This is a genomic window from Gardnerella sp. C0026F2 (assembly GCF_056590715.1).
The window spans coordinates 212,253-228,378 of record NZ_JBWPWR010000001.1; the positions used below are offsets into that span (position 1 = coordinate 212,253).

Here is a 16,126-nt window from a genome sequence, read left to right on the forward strand (position 1 = left end):
TTGTTTTTAGTCTAGTTCGTCATCCCAGCAGCCTGTTGCATCCAATGCAGCTGCGGCTTCAACAGGATTATCGCATAGCACAGTAATATGACCCATTTTGCGATTCTTACGAACTTCAGCTTTTCCATAATCATGTATATGCCATTCTGGATGTTCCAAAATCAGCGAACGCGTAGGAGCTACATGTTGTCCAAGAACATTTACCATAACAGCAGGAGAAAGCAGTTTAGGCTTCTTTAAAGGCCATCCAACAATACCGCGAATATGCGCTTCGAATTGATCCATATCGCAAGCTTCAATCGTATAATGCCCAGAATTGTGAGGACGAGGAGCAAGCTCGTTTACTACTACGCGATTATCTTTAGTGATGAAAAGCTCAATTCCTAACGTTCCTGCTAGCTCGAATCCTTTAGCTAAGCGCAAAGCTAATTCATGAGCTGTTTTTTCAACTTCAGGATCAACTACTGCAGGAGCTAAAGTCATGTGCAAAATACTATTGTGATGCACGTTTTTTACTAGAGGATAAGTTACGAAATCCTTGCCATTTCCAGAAACCAGAATCGACGCTTCGAAAGCAAAATCAACGAAACCTTCGAGAATTGAAGGAGGGAATTTTCCTCCGCGATCCGCACGATGGTGAATATTAGCAACATCTTCTTCTGTGCGCAAAACATCTTGACCGTGACCGTCGTAGCCGCCGCGACGAGTTTTAAGAATTGCTGGCAAGCCTATTTCGTCAATAGCAGCATCTAAATCGTCTAAATTATTTACTTCACGCCATGGAGCTGTTTCGATTTTATGGCTATTGATAAACGTTTTTTCGCTGACGCGATCTTGAGTTACGCGCAACAGGTCAGTTCCTTGAGGAATTGCTGTTAAATGACGAACTTTATCAAGTGCGTCTGCGTTAACATTTTCAAATTCATAAGTTAATACATCGCAACGCTCTGCAAGCTCACGCAAGCCTTCAGGATCGTCATAATTAGCTTCAACTTGCAAATCTGCTACTTGGAACACAGGGCAGTCAAGCGTTGGATCGAGAACGCCAATACGAAAACCCATATGGCGAGCTGCAATAGCCATCATGCGTCCCAACTGACCGCCGCCGATAATTCCAATAGTGGCTCCCGGCATTAAACGTTCAACAGCGCCATTAGTGACTTCAGATAAGGTTGGCATTTGATTCCTCGACTTTTTCTTTTAGATCATTGCGATATTCTGCTAGTTCTTCAGCAAGACGATTATCAGTTGTGCTTAAAATGCTTACAGCAAGCAATCCAGCATTTGTTGCTCCAGAGTTTCCGACTGCAGTAGTTGCAACAGGAATACCTCCTGGCATTTGTACTATTGAAAGCAATGAATCCCAGCCCGATAGCGCATGCGAGCGCACTGGCACGCCGATAACAGGAAGCGTGGTTTGTGCTGCAATCATGCCAGGCAAGTGGGCAGCTCCGCCAGCTCCAGCAATAATAATTTTGAAACCGTTTGAGCGAGCATTATGCGCAAAATCTGCCATTAATTCTGGTGTACGATGTGCGGAAATAACTCGTTTCATATACGGAACTTGGAACTTATCTAGAATTTCACAAGCATGACGCATGGTTTCCCAATCACTTGAGGATCCCATTACGACAGCGACGGTTGGCTTTACTTCTGACACGATGAACCTCCCTGACGTGCACTTGTTACTTTACGCAACACTAGGGAGAACTCGCCGAAGTTTATCTAAAACTTAACAAATTATTTGTTCGCTTCACTACTTTTTGGACGTAAAGATTTCACCATTTCTAGTATTTGTTTAGGATTAGCTTCCGGTAGGTAGGCGTGAGTTACAGCTAGCGAGATCTGAGCTAATTTTGCAGAATCCATGTAGCAAACATATACGGAACTTGCGGATGGTTGGAATTTTTTCTTGAAGAAATATAGTGATTTGAATCCATAAGCTGGTTCCAAAATGTCAGACATCATTTCTAGCGCATGATTAATAACGTTAGAAGATTTTTGACCATTTTCGTTCAATGTGTCTTCGTTTATGCCAGCTAGAGGTGCTGCAGAAAGGCTCATAAATTCTACAGCGCAATCTGGGTTTTCTAATCCTTCATCTCTTAAATGTTCTGCCATTCTAGCAATTAATAATTCCATAATCCCATTAGGACTATCTGTGCGGTGACGCATAAAATCAAGTGTCCAACCAATAATTCGATTATTTCTATACGTTGGCATCCAGCTAGTTACTCCAAGTACCCTGCCGTCTTCATTAATAGCGTATAAAATTTTGACGCGGCTATCTTGAAGTTCGTCAAGTCCACCGAGAGTAAATTTCATTTCTGGAAGAGCTTTTAACTCTGCCCATTCTTCTGAAATTTCTACAATTTGTTGCTGTATGTCCCAAGAGGCTTCGTTATATGTTGTAAGTACGTCGGCAATTCCATCTCGTTTTGCTTTGTTTATAGCTGTGCGAATATCTTGCCATTTTTTCCCTCGCGTCTGCCAAGCATTAGGGTCTACTAGCATGTCTGTTCCGACTTTAATAGAAGTAAATCCAAGTTTTTCTAGTTCTTGACGCGTTTTATCGTGAACAGCATAGAATGCTGGAGACCACGAATTTTGTTCGCATAATTTAATAAATCCTCGAATATCTTGCGAATACTCTTTTTCATCTCCAAAAGGCTCTGTAAGAGTAAGTGCAATGCCGTAATTTAGTCTATATGCTATTGCAGATTGTCCGCTTTGAGAGAACCAATAATGGTTATTCGCCCAAGTTGTCATAAAGCTCATTGTGTTTCCGCCAAGTTCTACTAATGAGCTTGCTTTTTTTCTATCGTTTTCGTTTGTAGAGATGCTACTGCGGAACCATGTAAAGCATACAATAAACAATACTGCCCAGAATATCACGCCAACGCTTTGCGCTAGTAAAGAAGATAGAGGCGTTTCAGTGCGAAGCATTGCGTTAGATCTGTTTCCAAATCCCATAGGCATCCATCGCCCTGGTAAATCTCGCAATAAGTGATAAATATCAGCAGATGGAGTAAATTCTTCTGGTATCGTAAGGCCAAAAATAACATACCCAGCGCCAGTTATGTACAATGCCATAAAAATTGCCATTAGTCCCAAACGCACTTGTAGTTTGCTTGTATGAACAGAAAAATGCTTTAAATTAATTATCAACAAAATAGTAAGCAATAATGGTGGGAGAGCTGTAAGCATAAAAGCAACAGCTACAGCATTGTGTTGATGTTCCAAAATATTTTGTTTTGTGGCAATTAAAGGCAAAACAGTGAAATACATTCCTGCATACAGTACAGTTAGTGCGTTTATAAATATAGAAGTTAGTGCAGCTAGTCTACGTCCGCGTAACATTCCCCACGCAACAATCATCAATGTGATACTTGGTAGTAGGATGCGAATCCACAATCCTCCAATAGCAGCGTGATGTAGTCCTGAATGAAGAAGACAATTATTTGTGCTGTAATTTGTCATGCATCGCGTAAGCCATGTTTTAGAGCCTAGTTGTGGTGACATAAACAAGCCAAGATTTGTAAGAATTCCTGCGTGAGAGCGCGAAGATAATGCAAACACTGGTCCTAATGCAATAATGCTTTGAGCTACTGCAAAAAGTCTACGAATTTCGTAATCTGTACCTTCCCACCAGTTTGCATTTCGTTTGACGCCCTTTGTTTTGCTCATAATATTGCCAATAATGTGCCCTGTAAGGGCTGCAATAATAGTGCAATAATCTCCCGGATTGCCACTATAAAGAAGCATTGCTGAAGTAATAGCGTATCCAATTACTAAAGTTCTTCTGCGCCACAAAATAGATTCATAAGATGCAGAAGCCATAAAAGCGCCAATAAACAGTGTGAATGGAGATAGTCGAATAGGAATTTTGGTAATCCAATGCATGTTTCGAATAATGATTGAAAGATTACCTATGATTGTTAATCCTACAATTATGCCAACTATTGTGCTAAATATTGAAATATAAATAATATTAAGTTTGCTTATACGAGTTTCTGCAACGCCAATAATTACTGCAACAAGTAAGCAATTAACCATAAGAGATGGCATATTATTTACGAAAATAAGCGAATGGCATACTTTTATCAGCAGCTCTGTGATGTTTCCGTGACCGAAGAATAAGCTTGGACCTTTTGAGCGATGGTGCCGCATAAATAACTGTGCAAGAGTAGTGCTTGTGCCATAAGTGTAAAAATGCATAAGCGTTAACACAATCCAATATGTGCAATTTATAATAATAAAAATGCACGTAAGCGTTAATGCGAAAACTTTATGTTGCATCCAGACTATGAAGTCTTGCATCAATATTTTTGCATGACGAATTATTGAATGTTTAGAGTCAGAATCATTTTTCTTACAGCGTTTATGAAAGAAAGACGGCATCATATTAGTCTCGATTCACTTGCTGGTTGACAAGAATTTGTACATTTTGGTAGGTATTAAGTTTTGGTGCAGTACTTGAAATACCTGTTTTTTTGCAGAATTGATCAATTGTTATTTTTAAGCCAGCTTTTACTGTGTGCCAATCATGACCAGTTCCTTGAGAAAGCATGGTTATAACGTTCATTCCAGCGCGATGTGCGCTTAGCGCGATAGTTGCTTGATTTGCTTGAGATTTAGTATCCCATGAGCCTGCGATAGCGTAATAATTTTGTTTCAAAGGAGCATTTTTACGCATTATCGTACTAGGTACGTGTCGCTCGTATTCCGATGCGTTTCCATTGAAATAACGATTTATTGTTTCTTGACGATTATTATACGTTGGTGCTAGTTCACCTCCGGCGGAAAAAATGCTGCCAAATATATCAGGGTGAGATGGAACTAGTTGTGTTGAGCAAGTGCCTCCTTGTGAGAATCCGCCCATAAGCCACATTTTAGGATCTTTGCTTACTGGCAAATGTTTGCGTATCCATTTAGGAACATCATCAGTTAAATATGTTTCTGCTTTGCCGAACACATGAGTATCTGCGCACAGAGAATTATGTGAAGAGTCGCCATTTTGGTCAGGAGCTACAACAATAGGTGCAAGACCGTAGTGATCTTTTGCGTAATTGTCTAAAGTGTTTGCAATATCGCTTGCTGCAAAAAAGTGATTAGGGCTACCAGGTTGTCCTGCAAACATGACCATAACTGGTAGTTTTGGCGAATCTTTAACAAGTGCAGCAGGTGGCAAGTATACGTTTGCTATTCTGGCATTGAAATGTGAAGCAGTATTAGGGATATAAATTGAACGGACAATACCTTTTTTAGGAAGTTTTGGCAGTTTATGTTCTGCTGCTAACTCTCGCCACTGCTCAATAGTAGAGGATGCAGATTTTTGTCTATTAGCTTCTAATTTTGGAAAACCGCCCATTCCAAATATTGAACCTATTGTCGTGTATTCTCCATAAATCATGTCTACTTGAAGAGCTGTGCTTAGTAATGTCAAAATAATAGCTATTACTGCAACTAGTTTCCTCCATTTGTGTAAGAAAACGAGTGCTGTTGCTGCAAAACCTATAAGCCCGAAGCCGCATGCAATAGAAAAAATAACGAGCCATCCAAGACTTACTCCGAATACAAGAAACACGTCGGAAACAAGCCAAGCAATTATTCCACCTACAAAAAATGTTATGGCACCTATTGCAAGCTGTATTAGTAAGTGGAACATTTTCTTGCCGCGTTTTGTTTTCATAAAAAGCAACAAGACTAAAGAAATACCATTTACACTAAAAAGGCTTATTGGTAGCCATCCTTGCAAAAGACTCACTTTTGCCAATTGCAGCATGCTTGACTCCTATACTTTCTAGTCTAATTTGCGTACCAGTTACTAATCTAAGCGACATATACGCACAGTAATTGCCCAACCTAGTAATGTAATGCTAGTATCTGAAATTTTCCTCAATATTTGTTTTATTTTTTATTATTTATTCTATTTAAATAATAAATATCGGAACATATATTGTAATCAGTCCTAAGTATTAAAATCGCTATTTTTCTTGTTTAAATGCATTGTTAAAAAGTTATGACGATAGCAATAAGTAAACTTGCAAAATATTAGTAACAATTAGTATGCGTGTGATTTATTGGGGATAGTATGAAGTCATTTTTGCGCTTGAAAGTTCCGTATTGGCTGTATGCATTTCTTTTCTTTGTTGTTGACGGCATATCGGTAATTATTGTGCAAATGGGTGTGCAGCGCGCTGGAAGAGTTGAGATGACTTCTGCAATGTCTGGTGGATGTTGGGGATTAATAACTAAAACTTGGAGAGAACTTAATTTTGTTATTGTTCTTAACATGCTAGTTGTTGCAATGATATACGGTTTAATTCTTTTAATTAGTAACCGATTTTGGATATCAAGCGCAATAATTCTAAGTATTTCATTGCTTATTGCTGTTATTGAATATATGAAAGTAAATGTTCGTTATGAAACTATTCTGCCTGCGGACTTAAACTTTTTAAAAAGTAACACTGGTAATGTCGCTTCATTTTTGCCAGATAATGCTCCTGTGGTAATTGGCGTTGCTTTAGTCGTTTTTATTCTTCTTTTAGTTGCAACTGTTTGCTTGCACATATTTGATACAAATCATGGAAAGATTGTGCGATTTAAAGATTGGCGTTATTCTGCTGGCATTCGTGTTGCAATTGCGTTGATTTTAATAGGGAATTTAAGCTGGTATATTGGCGGAGTTGGCACAGTCGACTCTTCGGCTAATGTTTTTTCTAAGATGCTTGGTGACAATCCTGCTATGTGGGATTCTGTTTATGACGCTCAACGCAATGGTGCTATTGTGGCATTTTTGCGTAATGTAAATCCTAAAATTATGGATAAGCCGGCTGATTACAGTGAAGAAACTATGAAGGCTGTATACAAGCGTTATAACGATGAAGCTAAACGTATAAATCGTTCTCGTACAACAAATATGAACGATAATACTTTTATTCTTATCTTGTCTGAATCCTTCTCTGATCCTACGCGTGTTCCTGGTTTGAAGTTGAACAAGAATCCAATGCCATTTATTAGCAATTTGAAGAAGCATACGGATAGTGGTTTGATGCTTTCTTCTGGTTACGGTGGCGGTACTGCAAACTTAGAGTACATGTCTTTAACTGGTTTGAGCATGGCTAATTTTGATCCTTCAATGACTAGCCCGTATCAGCAGTTGGTTCCTAATGCTCAATGGTCTCCAACTATTAATCAATATTGGGATAATTCTAGCAATTCTATTAAGTCTATAGCTTTCCACCCGTATGAGCCGAGCATGTATTTGCGCGCTACTAATTACAAAAAGTTTGGATTTAGTAAGTTCTACGCATTGCAAGGACCTGATGTTATTGCTCACCGTGATGTGATAGATAAATCGCCGTATGTTTCTGACGCATCAGCATATAAGAGTGCGTTAGAAAAGATTAAAGAGCATAAGCAACCTAGGTTTGTACAAATTGTTACTATGCAAAATCACATGCCTTATAGGGATTGGTATGCGAATAATGAATTCGAAGTGTCTTCTAAAGATGGTGCCGCTGATCTTGGTGATGATGAAAAAACTTCTATTGAAACGTACTCTAAGGGTGTGCAGCACACTGATGAGGCGACGCAAGAGTTTTTGAATAGTTTAGATAAGCTAAATAAGCCTATTACTGTTATGTTTTATGGTGACCATTTGCCAGGAATTTACGGAACTGCAAGTTCGGATGAAAAGAATTCATTGTCTTTGCATTTGACCGATTATTTTATTTGGTCAAATAAAGTTGCTTTGGAACGTAAGGCTCTTAGTGAGAAAAAATCTTCAAACAAAAATGTAGAGAATTCTAATACAAATAAAGATGTAGAGCGTACTAATAAGTATTCTTCTCCTAACTTCTTTATTTCTCAGGCTGCTCTACATATGAACGCTAAAGTTTCTCCGTATCTTGCTTTCTTAACTCGTCTGCATGAGCATGTGAGTGCTATGGAGCCTCCTGTTGTAAATACTATTCAAGGATGGGATAGAATTCCTGAAGGACAATCAATTTATTTGGATAACGATGGCAATCCGATGATTTTGTCTAAGATGGATAAGAAGTCACGTCAACTTCTTCACGACTATCGCTTAATACAATACGATATTACTGCTGGAAAGCATTATTTGCGCAATACTGATTTTCTGAAATTACCGCGCTAAAAGCTAGTTTGATAATTAAAATGCCCCTCGTTTGTATTTGATAAATATTATTTTTCAAATAGCGAGGGGCTTATTGATTTGCAATTTGTTAATTAAAACTATATTTAATTAACAAACTATTTTAAAGCTTTTTCTGCGATATCATGCCTAAAGAACATGTGTGGAAGATTAAGCTTATCTAATATGGTGTAGACGTTGTTTTGAGCATCTTTCACATCGTCTCCGTGCACTTGTACAAGAGCTACTCTGCCTGAAGACGTAAGAAGTTTGCCGCTTTCTTCATCGCTTTTTACTCCTGCATAATACACGTGCTGATCTTGATTTTCGTCAACAGGAATTTGAGGAAGAGGAGTTCCAGTAACTAAAGTGCCAGGGTAGCCTTCGCTTGCAATGATTATGCCGAGCGTAACACCGCTATTTTTCCAAGTAAAAGTCGGATTTTTATGCTGCAAAATATTCCATATAGCTGCACCAAAATCTGAAGTGAGTCTAGGAAGTACAACTTCTGTTTCTGGGTCTCCAAAGCGAGCGTTAAACTCAATAACTTTAGGTCCTGTTGCTGTATCAATTAAGCCAGCATAAAGCACACCAGTAAAAGGCGTACCCTCTTTAGCTAGTCCTTCAACAGTTGGGCGCACAATTTCGTCTATAGCACGCTTAACTGTTTCGTCGCTAATTTGCGGAACAGGGCTATAAGCTCCCATGCCGCCAGTATTTGGTCCTTTGTCGCCGTCGTAAGCACGCTTGTGATCTTGAGAAATAGGCATAACCCAAAAATCAGTTCCGCTTACGAAACTCATAAGTGAAAACTCTTGGCCTTGCAAAAATTCTTCAATAACAACTTTTGCCCCAGCTTGACCAAAACGATGATCGACGAAAATATCCTCCAAAGCATCAACTGCTGTTTGCTCATCCATAGCAACAGTAACGCCTTTTCCAGCAGCCAAACCGTCCGCTTTAATAACAATTGGAGCGCCATGCTCAAGAACGTATTCGCGTGCCGGCTCCAAAGCGTCAAATGTTTTGTAGGAGGCGGTTGGAACGTTGTGACGAGCCATAAGCTTTTTTGCGAAATCTTTAGAGCCTTCAATTTGAGCTGCGGCTTTGTTTGGACCAAAAGCGGCAATTCCATGCGCTTCAAAATCGTCAACAATGCCATTCATAAGCGGAACTTCAGGACCAATGAACGCAAAATCGTAGTTATTGTCTTTAACGAACTTAATAAGAGCGTCATGATCTGATTGACTTATGTTTGCAGTTTGAATGCCATCTGCTGCAATACCAGGATTTCCAGGAGCAACAGTTACTTCTTCAACGCTTTCTCCTTTAAGTAGCGCGTGTGCAATAGCGTGTTCGCGAGCGCCAGAACCAACTACTAAAACTTTCATTTTTAATCCTTTATTGCTTTAAGATTTTGCTGTCTAATGTTTTGCAGCTTTATATTTTTCGGTTTTGCGGTTTTGCAGTTTACAACAACTCAACTGCAGCGTTTTCGCGCTTAGCCATTTTGCCAATAATATAAGCGGTTTCGTTATGCTCGTTTAGTATACGCATTGCGTCGTTTGCTTTGCTTTCGTCAACAGCCAAAACCATGCCAATGCCCATATTAAAAACGTTGAACATTTCAGCGTGAGCAACGTTTCCGGCTTTTTCAATAACGCCAAAAATAGGTGGAACGCTCCAGCTAGTGGTATCAATTTTTGCAGCCAAATCATCTGCGTACATGCGCGGAACATTTTCAATAAATCCGCCGCCTGTAATATGAGCAACTCCCTTAATAAGATGTTCAGCAAAAAGTGGCTTCAAAGCTTTTACGTAGATTCGAGTAGGTTCAAGAAGAACTTCTCCAAGCGTTTTGCCGTCAAGTTCATCTAACTTCGTGTCGACGCTAAAACCTGCTTCTTCAAACAAAGCTTTGCGAACAAGAGAGAATCCGTTTGAATGAACTCCTGAAGAAGGAAGTCCTATAAGCACGTCGCCGGCAGTAATAGTGGAGCCGTCGACAATATTCGAACGTTCTGCAACTCCTACTGCAAAACCTGCAAGATCGTACTCGTCTTCGTCATACATTCCAGGCATTTCAGCAGTTTCGCCGCCAATTAAACCTGCTTCTGATTGCACGCAACCATCTGCAACGCCTGAAACTACTTGCTCAAGTATTTCAGGATTGTTTTTTCCGCATGCAATGTAATCGAGGAAGAAAAGCGGCTCGGCACCTTGAGCTGCAATATCGTTTACGCACATTGCAACGCAATCAATGCCAATAGTGTTATGCTTATTCATCATTTTTGCAATCACAAGCTTGGTTCCAACGCCATCCGTGCCAGAAATCAGCACTGGCTCTTTGTAACCAAGAGATGCCAAATCAAATAAGCCGCCAAATCCGCCAATGCCACCTACAACGCCTGGGCGCTTTGTGCGATTTACATGAGATTTAATACGACGTACTACTTCGTATCCTGCTTCTACGCTTACGCCAGCTTCTTCATATGCGTGTGGCATATCGGTTCCTTTCGTAACAATGTTATAAGTATTTTCTTAAGTTTTATTTATAAATTGCAATGAACAATTAAATTATTAAGTTATATAAGATTTTCGTGCGAATATTTACTGTGCTTCCTTACTTCTTGCAAATGTTCGCGTTCTTCAGGAGTAAGTGAAGCCAAGAATTCTTCGCCGTAATCGTCTAGTGCAGTAGGGTAGTCGCCATTAAAGTAAGCAACGCACAAACCGCCATAAGGAGCAGGCTTTTTTAATCCAATCGACTCGACTAATCCATCTAAAGACAAAAATGCTAAGGAATCAGCATCAATATACTCGCGAATTTCTTCAACTGAATGCTTTGCTGCAATAAGTTCCTTCGTAGTTTGAATATCGATACCGTAGAAGCAAGGATATTTAAGCGGAGGGGAAGAAATACGCATATGCACTTCTTTAGCACCAGCTTCTCGAAGCAATTGCACAATGCGCTTAGAAGTAGTTCCACGAACAATCGAATCGTCAATAACGATAACGCGTTTTCCTGCAACCACTCCGCGAACAGCAGAAAGTTTCATACGAACGCCTTGCTCGCGTAATTCTTGCGTCGGTTGAATAAAAGTGCGTGCAACATACTGGTTTTTAATCAATCCCATTTCGTTTGGAATTCCGCTTGTTTCAGCGTATCCTGCAGCAGCAGAAAGTGAAGAATTAGGTACTCCAATAACCATATCTGCTTCAACAGGAGATTCTTTAGCTAAACGCGCACCCATACGCTTTCGCACAGAATGAACATTAATACCGTAAATATTAGAATCTGGGCGAGCGAAATAAATAAATTCCATTGAGCATACTGCATGTTGTACGTGCTTCGTATATTGCTCAATAGTGTAGCCATCGTCATTAATAACAATGATTTCTCCAGGCTCAATATCACGAATGAACTCTGCTCGCACAATATCAAGCGCACAAGTTTCAGAAGCGAGCACGTAAGCGCCGTTCTTCATACGACCAAGCGAAAGTGGGCGGAAACCATTTGGATCAGTTGCTCCGATTAGTGCATCTTGAGTAAGCAATAAGTAAGCAAAACCGCCATGAACAGTTTGTAAAGCTTCTTTCAGGCGATCCATAAAAGTTTCTTTACTAGAGTGACGAATCAAATGCATCAATATTTCAGTATCAGAATTTGAGTGGAATATTGAGCCTTTATCTTCCAAGGAATTACGTAGGCTAGTGCAATTCGTCAAATTTCCGTTATGTGCAAGAGCTACGTCTCCATCGTGGAAACGGAACAGGAAAGGCTGAATGTTATCAACGCTTCCAGAACCTGCAGTAGCATATCGAACGTGACCGATAGCCCGGTTTCCAGTAAGACGATCCATAACTTGTTCATTGCTAAATACTTGAGTTAGCAATCCCAATCCGCGATACCCATGCAGTTTGCCATTGTCGTTAGATACAATGCCGGCACCTTCTTGTCCTCGATGCTGTAGCGCATGAAGTCCAAAATATGTCAGCCTAGCTGCATCTTGATGACCCCACACACCAAATACGCCGCATTCTTCGTGAATATCTTCAAGTTCTGCAGACATTCATACCCCCTAATAATCGATGATTGTAATCGTCGAATTTGTAGTTATTTTGATACAAGTTTTGCAACTGTAAACTAAAGCTCATGCAGTGAAATATTCAACGCCAGCTTCAAACAATGGTTGCTCATGGAAATCAGGAATATTGACATACAAGTCACGACCTGCGCGCTCGCAATGTCCCATTTTTCCAAAAACTCGACCGTCTGGGCTTGTAATACCTTCTACTGACATCATTGAGCCATTAGGATTTACGTTTAAGCTCATACTTGGTACGCCATTGCTGTCAACATATTGTGTAGCTATTTGGCCGTTTTTAATAAGCTTTTCCATAACTTCGTTAGTAGCAATAAAGCGACCTTCTCCATGAGAAATTGCAACAGTATGCATGTCTCCAACTTGCGTATTTGCTAACCATGGTGAAAGATTTGAAGCAACTCTAGTGCGAACAATCCTACTTTGGTGTCTGCCAATAGTGTTGTAGGTAAGAGTTGGGCAGTTGGAATCCATAGGAACAATATCTCCAAAAGGAACCAAGCCCAGCTTAATAAGCGCTTGGAAGCCATTGCAAATTCCAAGCATTAAACCATCACGATTATTAAGCAAGTCACGAACTGCGTCTGTTACTGCTGGATTCCTAAAGAATGCTGTAATGAATTTCGCAGAACCGTCCGGCTCATCGCCTCCGGAGAAGCCTCCTGGAATCATTACAATTTGACTCTTTTTAATCTCTTCAACCAATTTCTCAGCTGATTGTGCAATATCTTTTGCACTTAAATTATTAATAATAAGCGTATGAGCGTCTGCTCCAGCTTTTTCAAAAGCAGCTTGAGTATCGTATTCGCAATTATTTCCAGGGAAAACTGGGATAATAACGCGCGGATGCGAAAGCGACTTTAGTTTTCCTGTGTGCATGCGGTCTGTAGTAGGAACATTAGTTTTGTTATTAATAGTTTCTACAATCTCACCAGGCTTTTTATACGGGAAGATTGAAGAAAGTTCGCTTTCCCAAACCTTTTGCAAATCACTTAAATCAATTTCTTCGCCATTTGATGAAGTAATTGCGTAATTTTCAGTTGTTTCGCCAACAATCTCAACGTCAACCAAGCTTGTATTAGCTAAAGATGGAACTTCAGCGTCTTCCTTGAGTTCAACGTAGAAGCTTCCATATGCTGGCTTAAATAAATCATCGTCGCTTAAATTGTTTAATAATTTAAGACCAATATGATTTCCAAGCGTCATTTTGAATAAGCTTTCTGCGCTAGCACCGTAGCCAGGAGTAGATATAGCAAGAGCTTGCTTGTTTTTCGTAATATTTTCTACAATTTCTAGTGCTTTCAGGAAGCTTTCTTTTTCTGGAGTAATTCCGTCGGATTTATACTTTGGAGCAATACGTATAACTTTATGATTTACACCCTTAAATTCAGGTGAAACAGTTAAACGTGCGTCTCCAGTAGAAACAGCAAACGAAATCAAAGTTGGTGGCACATCCAGATTCTCAAAACTGCCGCTCATAGAATCCTTGCCGCCAATAGCACCAACGCCAAAATCAATCTGCGCACTTAAAGCACCAAGAACTGCTGCAGCTGGCTTTCCCCAACGCTCTGGAATATCGTGAGGCTTGCCAAAATATTCTTGCAAACTCAAGTAAGCACGTTCGCGCGTGAAACCGCTAGCTGCTAGCTTTGCCAATGATTCAACAACAGCAACATAGGCGCCAGTGAATTGGTTTTTTTCCATTAAATACGGATTAAAGCCCCAAGCCATTGCGGAAGCTGTGTTTGTTTCGCCAAATACTGGGAATTTAGCAACCATAGCTTGAGCAGGAGTAAGCTGGCGACGACCGCCAAAAGGCATAAGCACAGTAGCAGCGCCAATAGTAGAATCAAATCGTTCAGATAAGCCTTTATTTGAAGCAATATTAATATCCGAAACTAAGTTATGCATGCGCTTTTCTAACGGCAAATCTGACTGATTCTGCCATGGAGTTTCGTAAGATTCTCCACTTTCGATATGCAGTATCTGCTGTTTTGGAGCGCCATTAGAAGCTAAGAATGCGCGGCTTAAGTCAACAATGGTTTTTCCTCGCCAAGTCATTCGCATTCGCGCTTCTTCAGTAACAGTCGCTATTATTTCTGCTTCAAGATTTTCTTCACGAGCATACTTCAAAAATTCTTCAGCATCACTTGACGCAACGTCAACAGCCATGCGCTCTTGAGATTCAGAAATAGCAAGCTCAGTGCCGTCGAGACCTTCGTACTTTTTAGAAACTTTGTCGAGATTAATAGTTAAACCGTCCGCGATTTCGCCAGTTGCGACAGAAACGCCGCCAGCGCCAAAATCGTTGCAACGCTTAATAAGTTGGCAAGCATCCTTGCGTCGGAAAAGTCGTTGGAGTTTTCGCTCAATAGGAGCATTACCTTTTTGAACTTCAGCTCCGCACTCTTCAATACTTTCAACATCTTGAGCTTTAGAAGCGCCGGTAGCACCGCCAATGCCGTCTCTGCCAGTGCGTCCGCCAAGAAGAATAATCACATCTCCAGGAGCTGGAGTTTCTCTGCGCACATGGTCGGCTGGGGTAGCGGCAACAACCGCACCAACCTCCATACGTTTTGCAACATAGCCCGGGTGGTAAAGTTCGTGCACTTCGCCAGTAGCTAAACCAATTTGATTTCCGTAAGAAGAGTAGCCGGCTGCAGCAGAAGTTACGATTTTTCGCTGTGGCAGCTTACCGTTTAAGGTTTCGCTAATAGGAGTGCGTGGATCTGCAGCACCAGTTACTCGCATTGCTTGATACACGTAAGAGCGTCCAGAAAGAGGATCGCGAATGCAGCCACCAATGCAAGTTGCAGCTCCACCGAAAGGCTCAATCTCTGTAGGATGATTATGCGTTTCGTTTTTAAACAGGAACAGCCAATCCTCATCGTGGCCGTTTACATCAACCTTAACTTTTACTGTGCAAGCGTTGATTTCTTCTGACTCGTCCAAATTTTTAAGCTCGCCAGTATGCTTTAAGTATTTTGCGCCAATAGTTGCCATATCCATAAGGCAAACAGGCTTATTTTCGCGATTTAGTTCTTTTCGCAAATCAAGATAACGGCTAAATGCTTCTTGAACAGTGTTATCGTCAATAGAAATATCTGTAAGCTCGGTGCCAAAAGTCGTGTGACGGCAGTGGTCGGACCAGTAAGTATCAATAACGCGAATTTCTGTAATAGTAGGATTTCTATGTTCTTCACGGAAATACTTCTGGCAGAACTTTGCGTCAGCCAAATCCATTGCCAAACCGCGAGTATTAATAAAGTCTTGTAATCCAGCTTCGTCTAAATCGTTAAATGAACTAATTACTTCTACATCAGATGGTACAACTGCTTCTCGCTGTAAACTTTTTACCTCATCAAGTGAAGCTTCTCGCGCTTCAACAGGATTAATAACGTAGTGTTTAATATCGTTTAGTGCTTTTTCGTCAAGATCACCTTTTAAAGCGATTACTCTAGCAGTGCGCACCGTTGGGCGTTCGCCTTGACTAATAAGTTGAATGCATTCGCTAGCAGATTGCGCACGCTGATCGAATTGACCAGGCAAAAATTCTACAGCAAATACGTGCTCGTCGGTTTCAATAGGCAAGTAATCGTAAGTATTATCAACTGGAGGTTCGCTCAATACCGTTTGCACAGCATTGTCGAATAAATCTTTGCTTATACCTTCAACGTCATAACGGTTAATAATTCTTGCGGAAGTAATCGCGCTTATGCCAAGAATTTCCCTAAGCTCATGTAAAAGCTGTTGCGCTTGAACGTCAAAACCAGTGCGTTTTTCCACATATACGCGAAATACCACGAGAAACCTACCTTGTTGAATGTGCGGTATGAATGCAGTGTTTATTGTTGTATTG

General features: G+C 40.5%; 9 protein-coding genes. 1 reads left to right on the forward strand and 8 read right to left on the reverse strand.

What is annotated here, in order from left to right; translation table 11 throughout:
• Positions 1-6: 6 nt before the first annotated feature.
• From purK to AC1EK3_RS00710, 4 genes are all read right to left on the reverse strand, one after another.
• On the reverse strand, positions 7-1,179 hold the full coding sequence (gene purK, locus AC1EK3_RS00695; RefSeq protein ID WP_480033274.1) for a 5-(carboxyamino)imidazole ribonucleotide synthase: 1,173 nt from the start codon (positions 1,177-1,179) through the stop codon (positions 7-9).
• On the reverse strand, positions 1,163-1,627 hold the full coding sequence (gene purE, locus AC1EK3_RS00700; RefSeq protein WP_391496477.1) for a 5-(carboxyamino)imidazole ribonucleotide mutase: 465 nt from the start codon (positions 1,625-1,627) through the stop codon (positions 1,163-1,165). Before purE ends, purK begins: the two co-directional genes overlap by 17 nt.
• Positions 1,628-1,740: 113 nt before the next feature.
• Positions 1,741-4,401: a bifunctional lysylphosphatidylglycerol flippase/synthetase MprF gene (locus AC1EK3_RS00705; protein WP_480033359.1), complete on the reverse strand. Its 2,661-nt coding sequence runs from the start codon at positions 4,399-4,401 to the stop codon at positions 1,741-1,743.
• Positions 4,402-4,405: 4 nt separating this feature from the next.
• On the reverse strand, positions 4,406-5,785 hold the full coding sequence (locus AC1EK3_RS00710; RefSeq protein ID WP_480033273.1) for an alpha/beta hydrolase: 1,380 nt from the start codon (positions 5,783-5,785) through the stop codon (positions 4,406-4,408).
• Positions 5,786-6,094: 309 nt separating this feature from the next.
• On the opposite strand from AC1EK3_RS00710, the gene AC1EK3_RS00715 reads away from it, so the two are divergent.
• On the forward strand, positions 6,095-8,164 hold the full coding sequence (locus AC1EK3_RS00715) for an LTA synthase family protein (RefSeq protein WP_480033272.1): 2,070 nt from the start codon (positions 6,095-6,097) through the stop codon (positions 8,162-8,164).
• Between the two features lie 116 nt (positions 8,165-8,280).
• Here AC1EK3_RS00715 and purD read toward each other — a convergent pair whose 3' ends face one another.
• The 4 genes from purD to AC1EK3_RS00735 form a co-directional block, all read right to left on the reverse strand.
• Entirely contained in the window at positions 8,281-9,552 is a 1,272-nt protein-coding gene (gene purD, locus AC1EK3_RS00720; protein WP_480033271.1) for a phosphoribosylamine--glycine ligase, read from the reverse strand.
• Between the two features lie 79 nt (positions 9,553-9,631).
• The gene (gene purM, locus AC1EK3_RS00725) at positions 9,632-10,666 is read right to left on the reverse strand and encodes a phosphoribosylformylglycinamidine cyclo-ligase (RefSeq protein WP_480033270.1); all 1,035 of its coding nucleotides are present in this window, start codon (positions 10,664-10,666) and stop codon (positions 9,632-9,634) included.
• Positions 10,667-10,746: 80 nt separating this feature from the next.
• The gene (gene purF / locus AC1EK3_RS00730; RefSeq protein WP_480033269.1) at positions 10,747-12,234 is read right to left on the reverse strand and encodes an amidophosphoribosyltransferase; all 1,488 of its coding nucleotides are present in this window, start codon (positions 12,232-12,234) and stop codon (positions 10,747-10,749) included.
• Between the two features lie 81 nt (positions 12,235-12,315).
• Positions 12,316-16,071 (reverse strand): phosphoribosylformylglycinamidine synthase, encoded by a 3,756-nt coding sequence (locus AC1EK3_RS00735; protein WP_480033268.1) that lies wholly within the window; start codon positions 16,069-16,071, stop codon positions 12,316-12,318.
• Positions 16,072-16,126 lie beyond the last annotated feature (55 nt).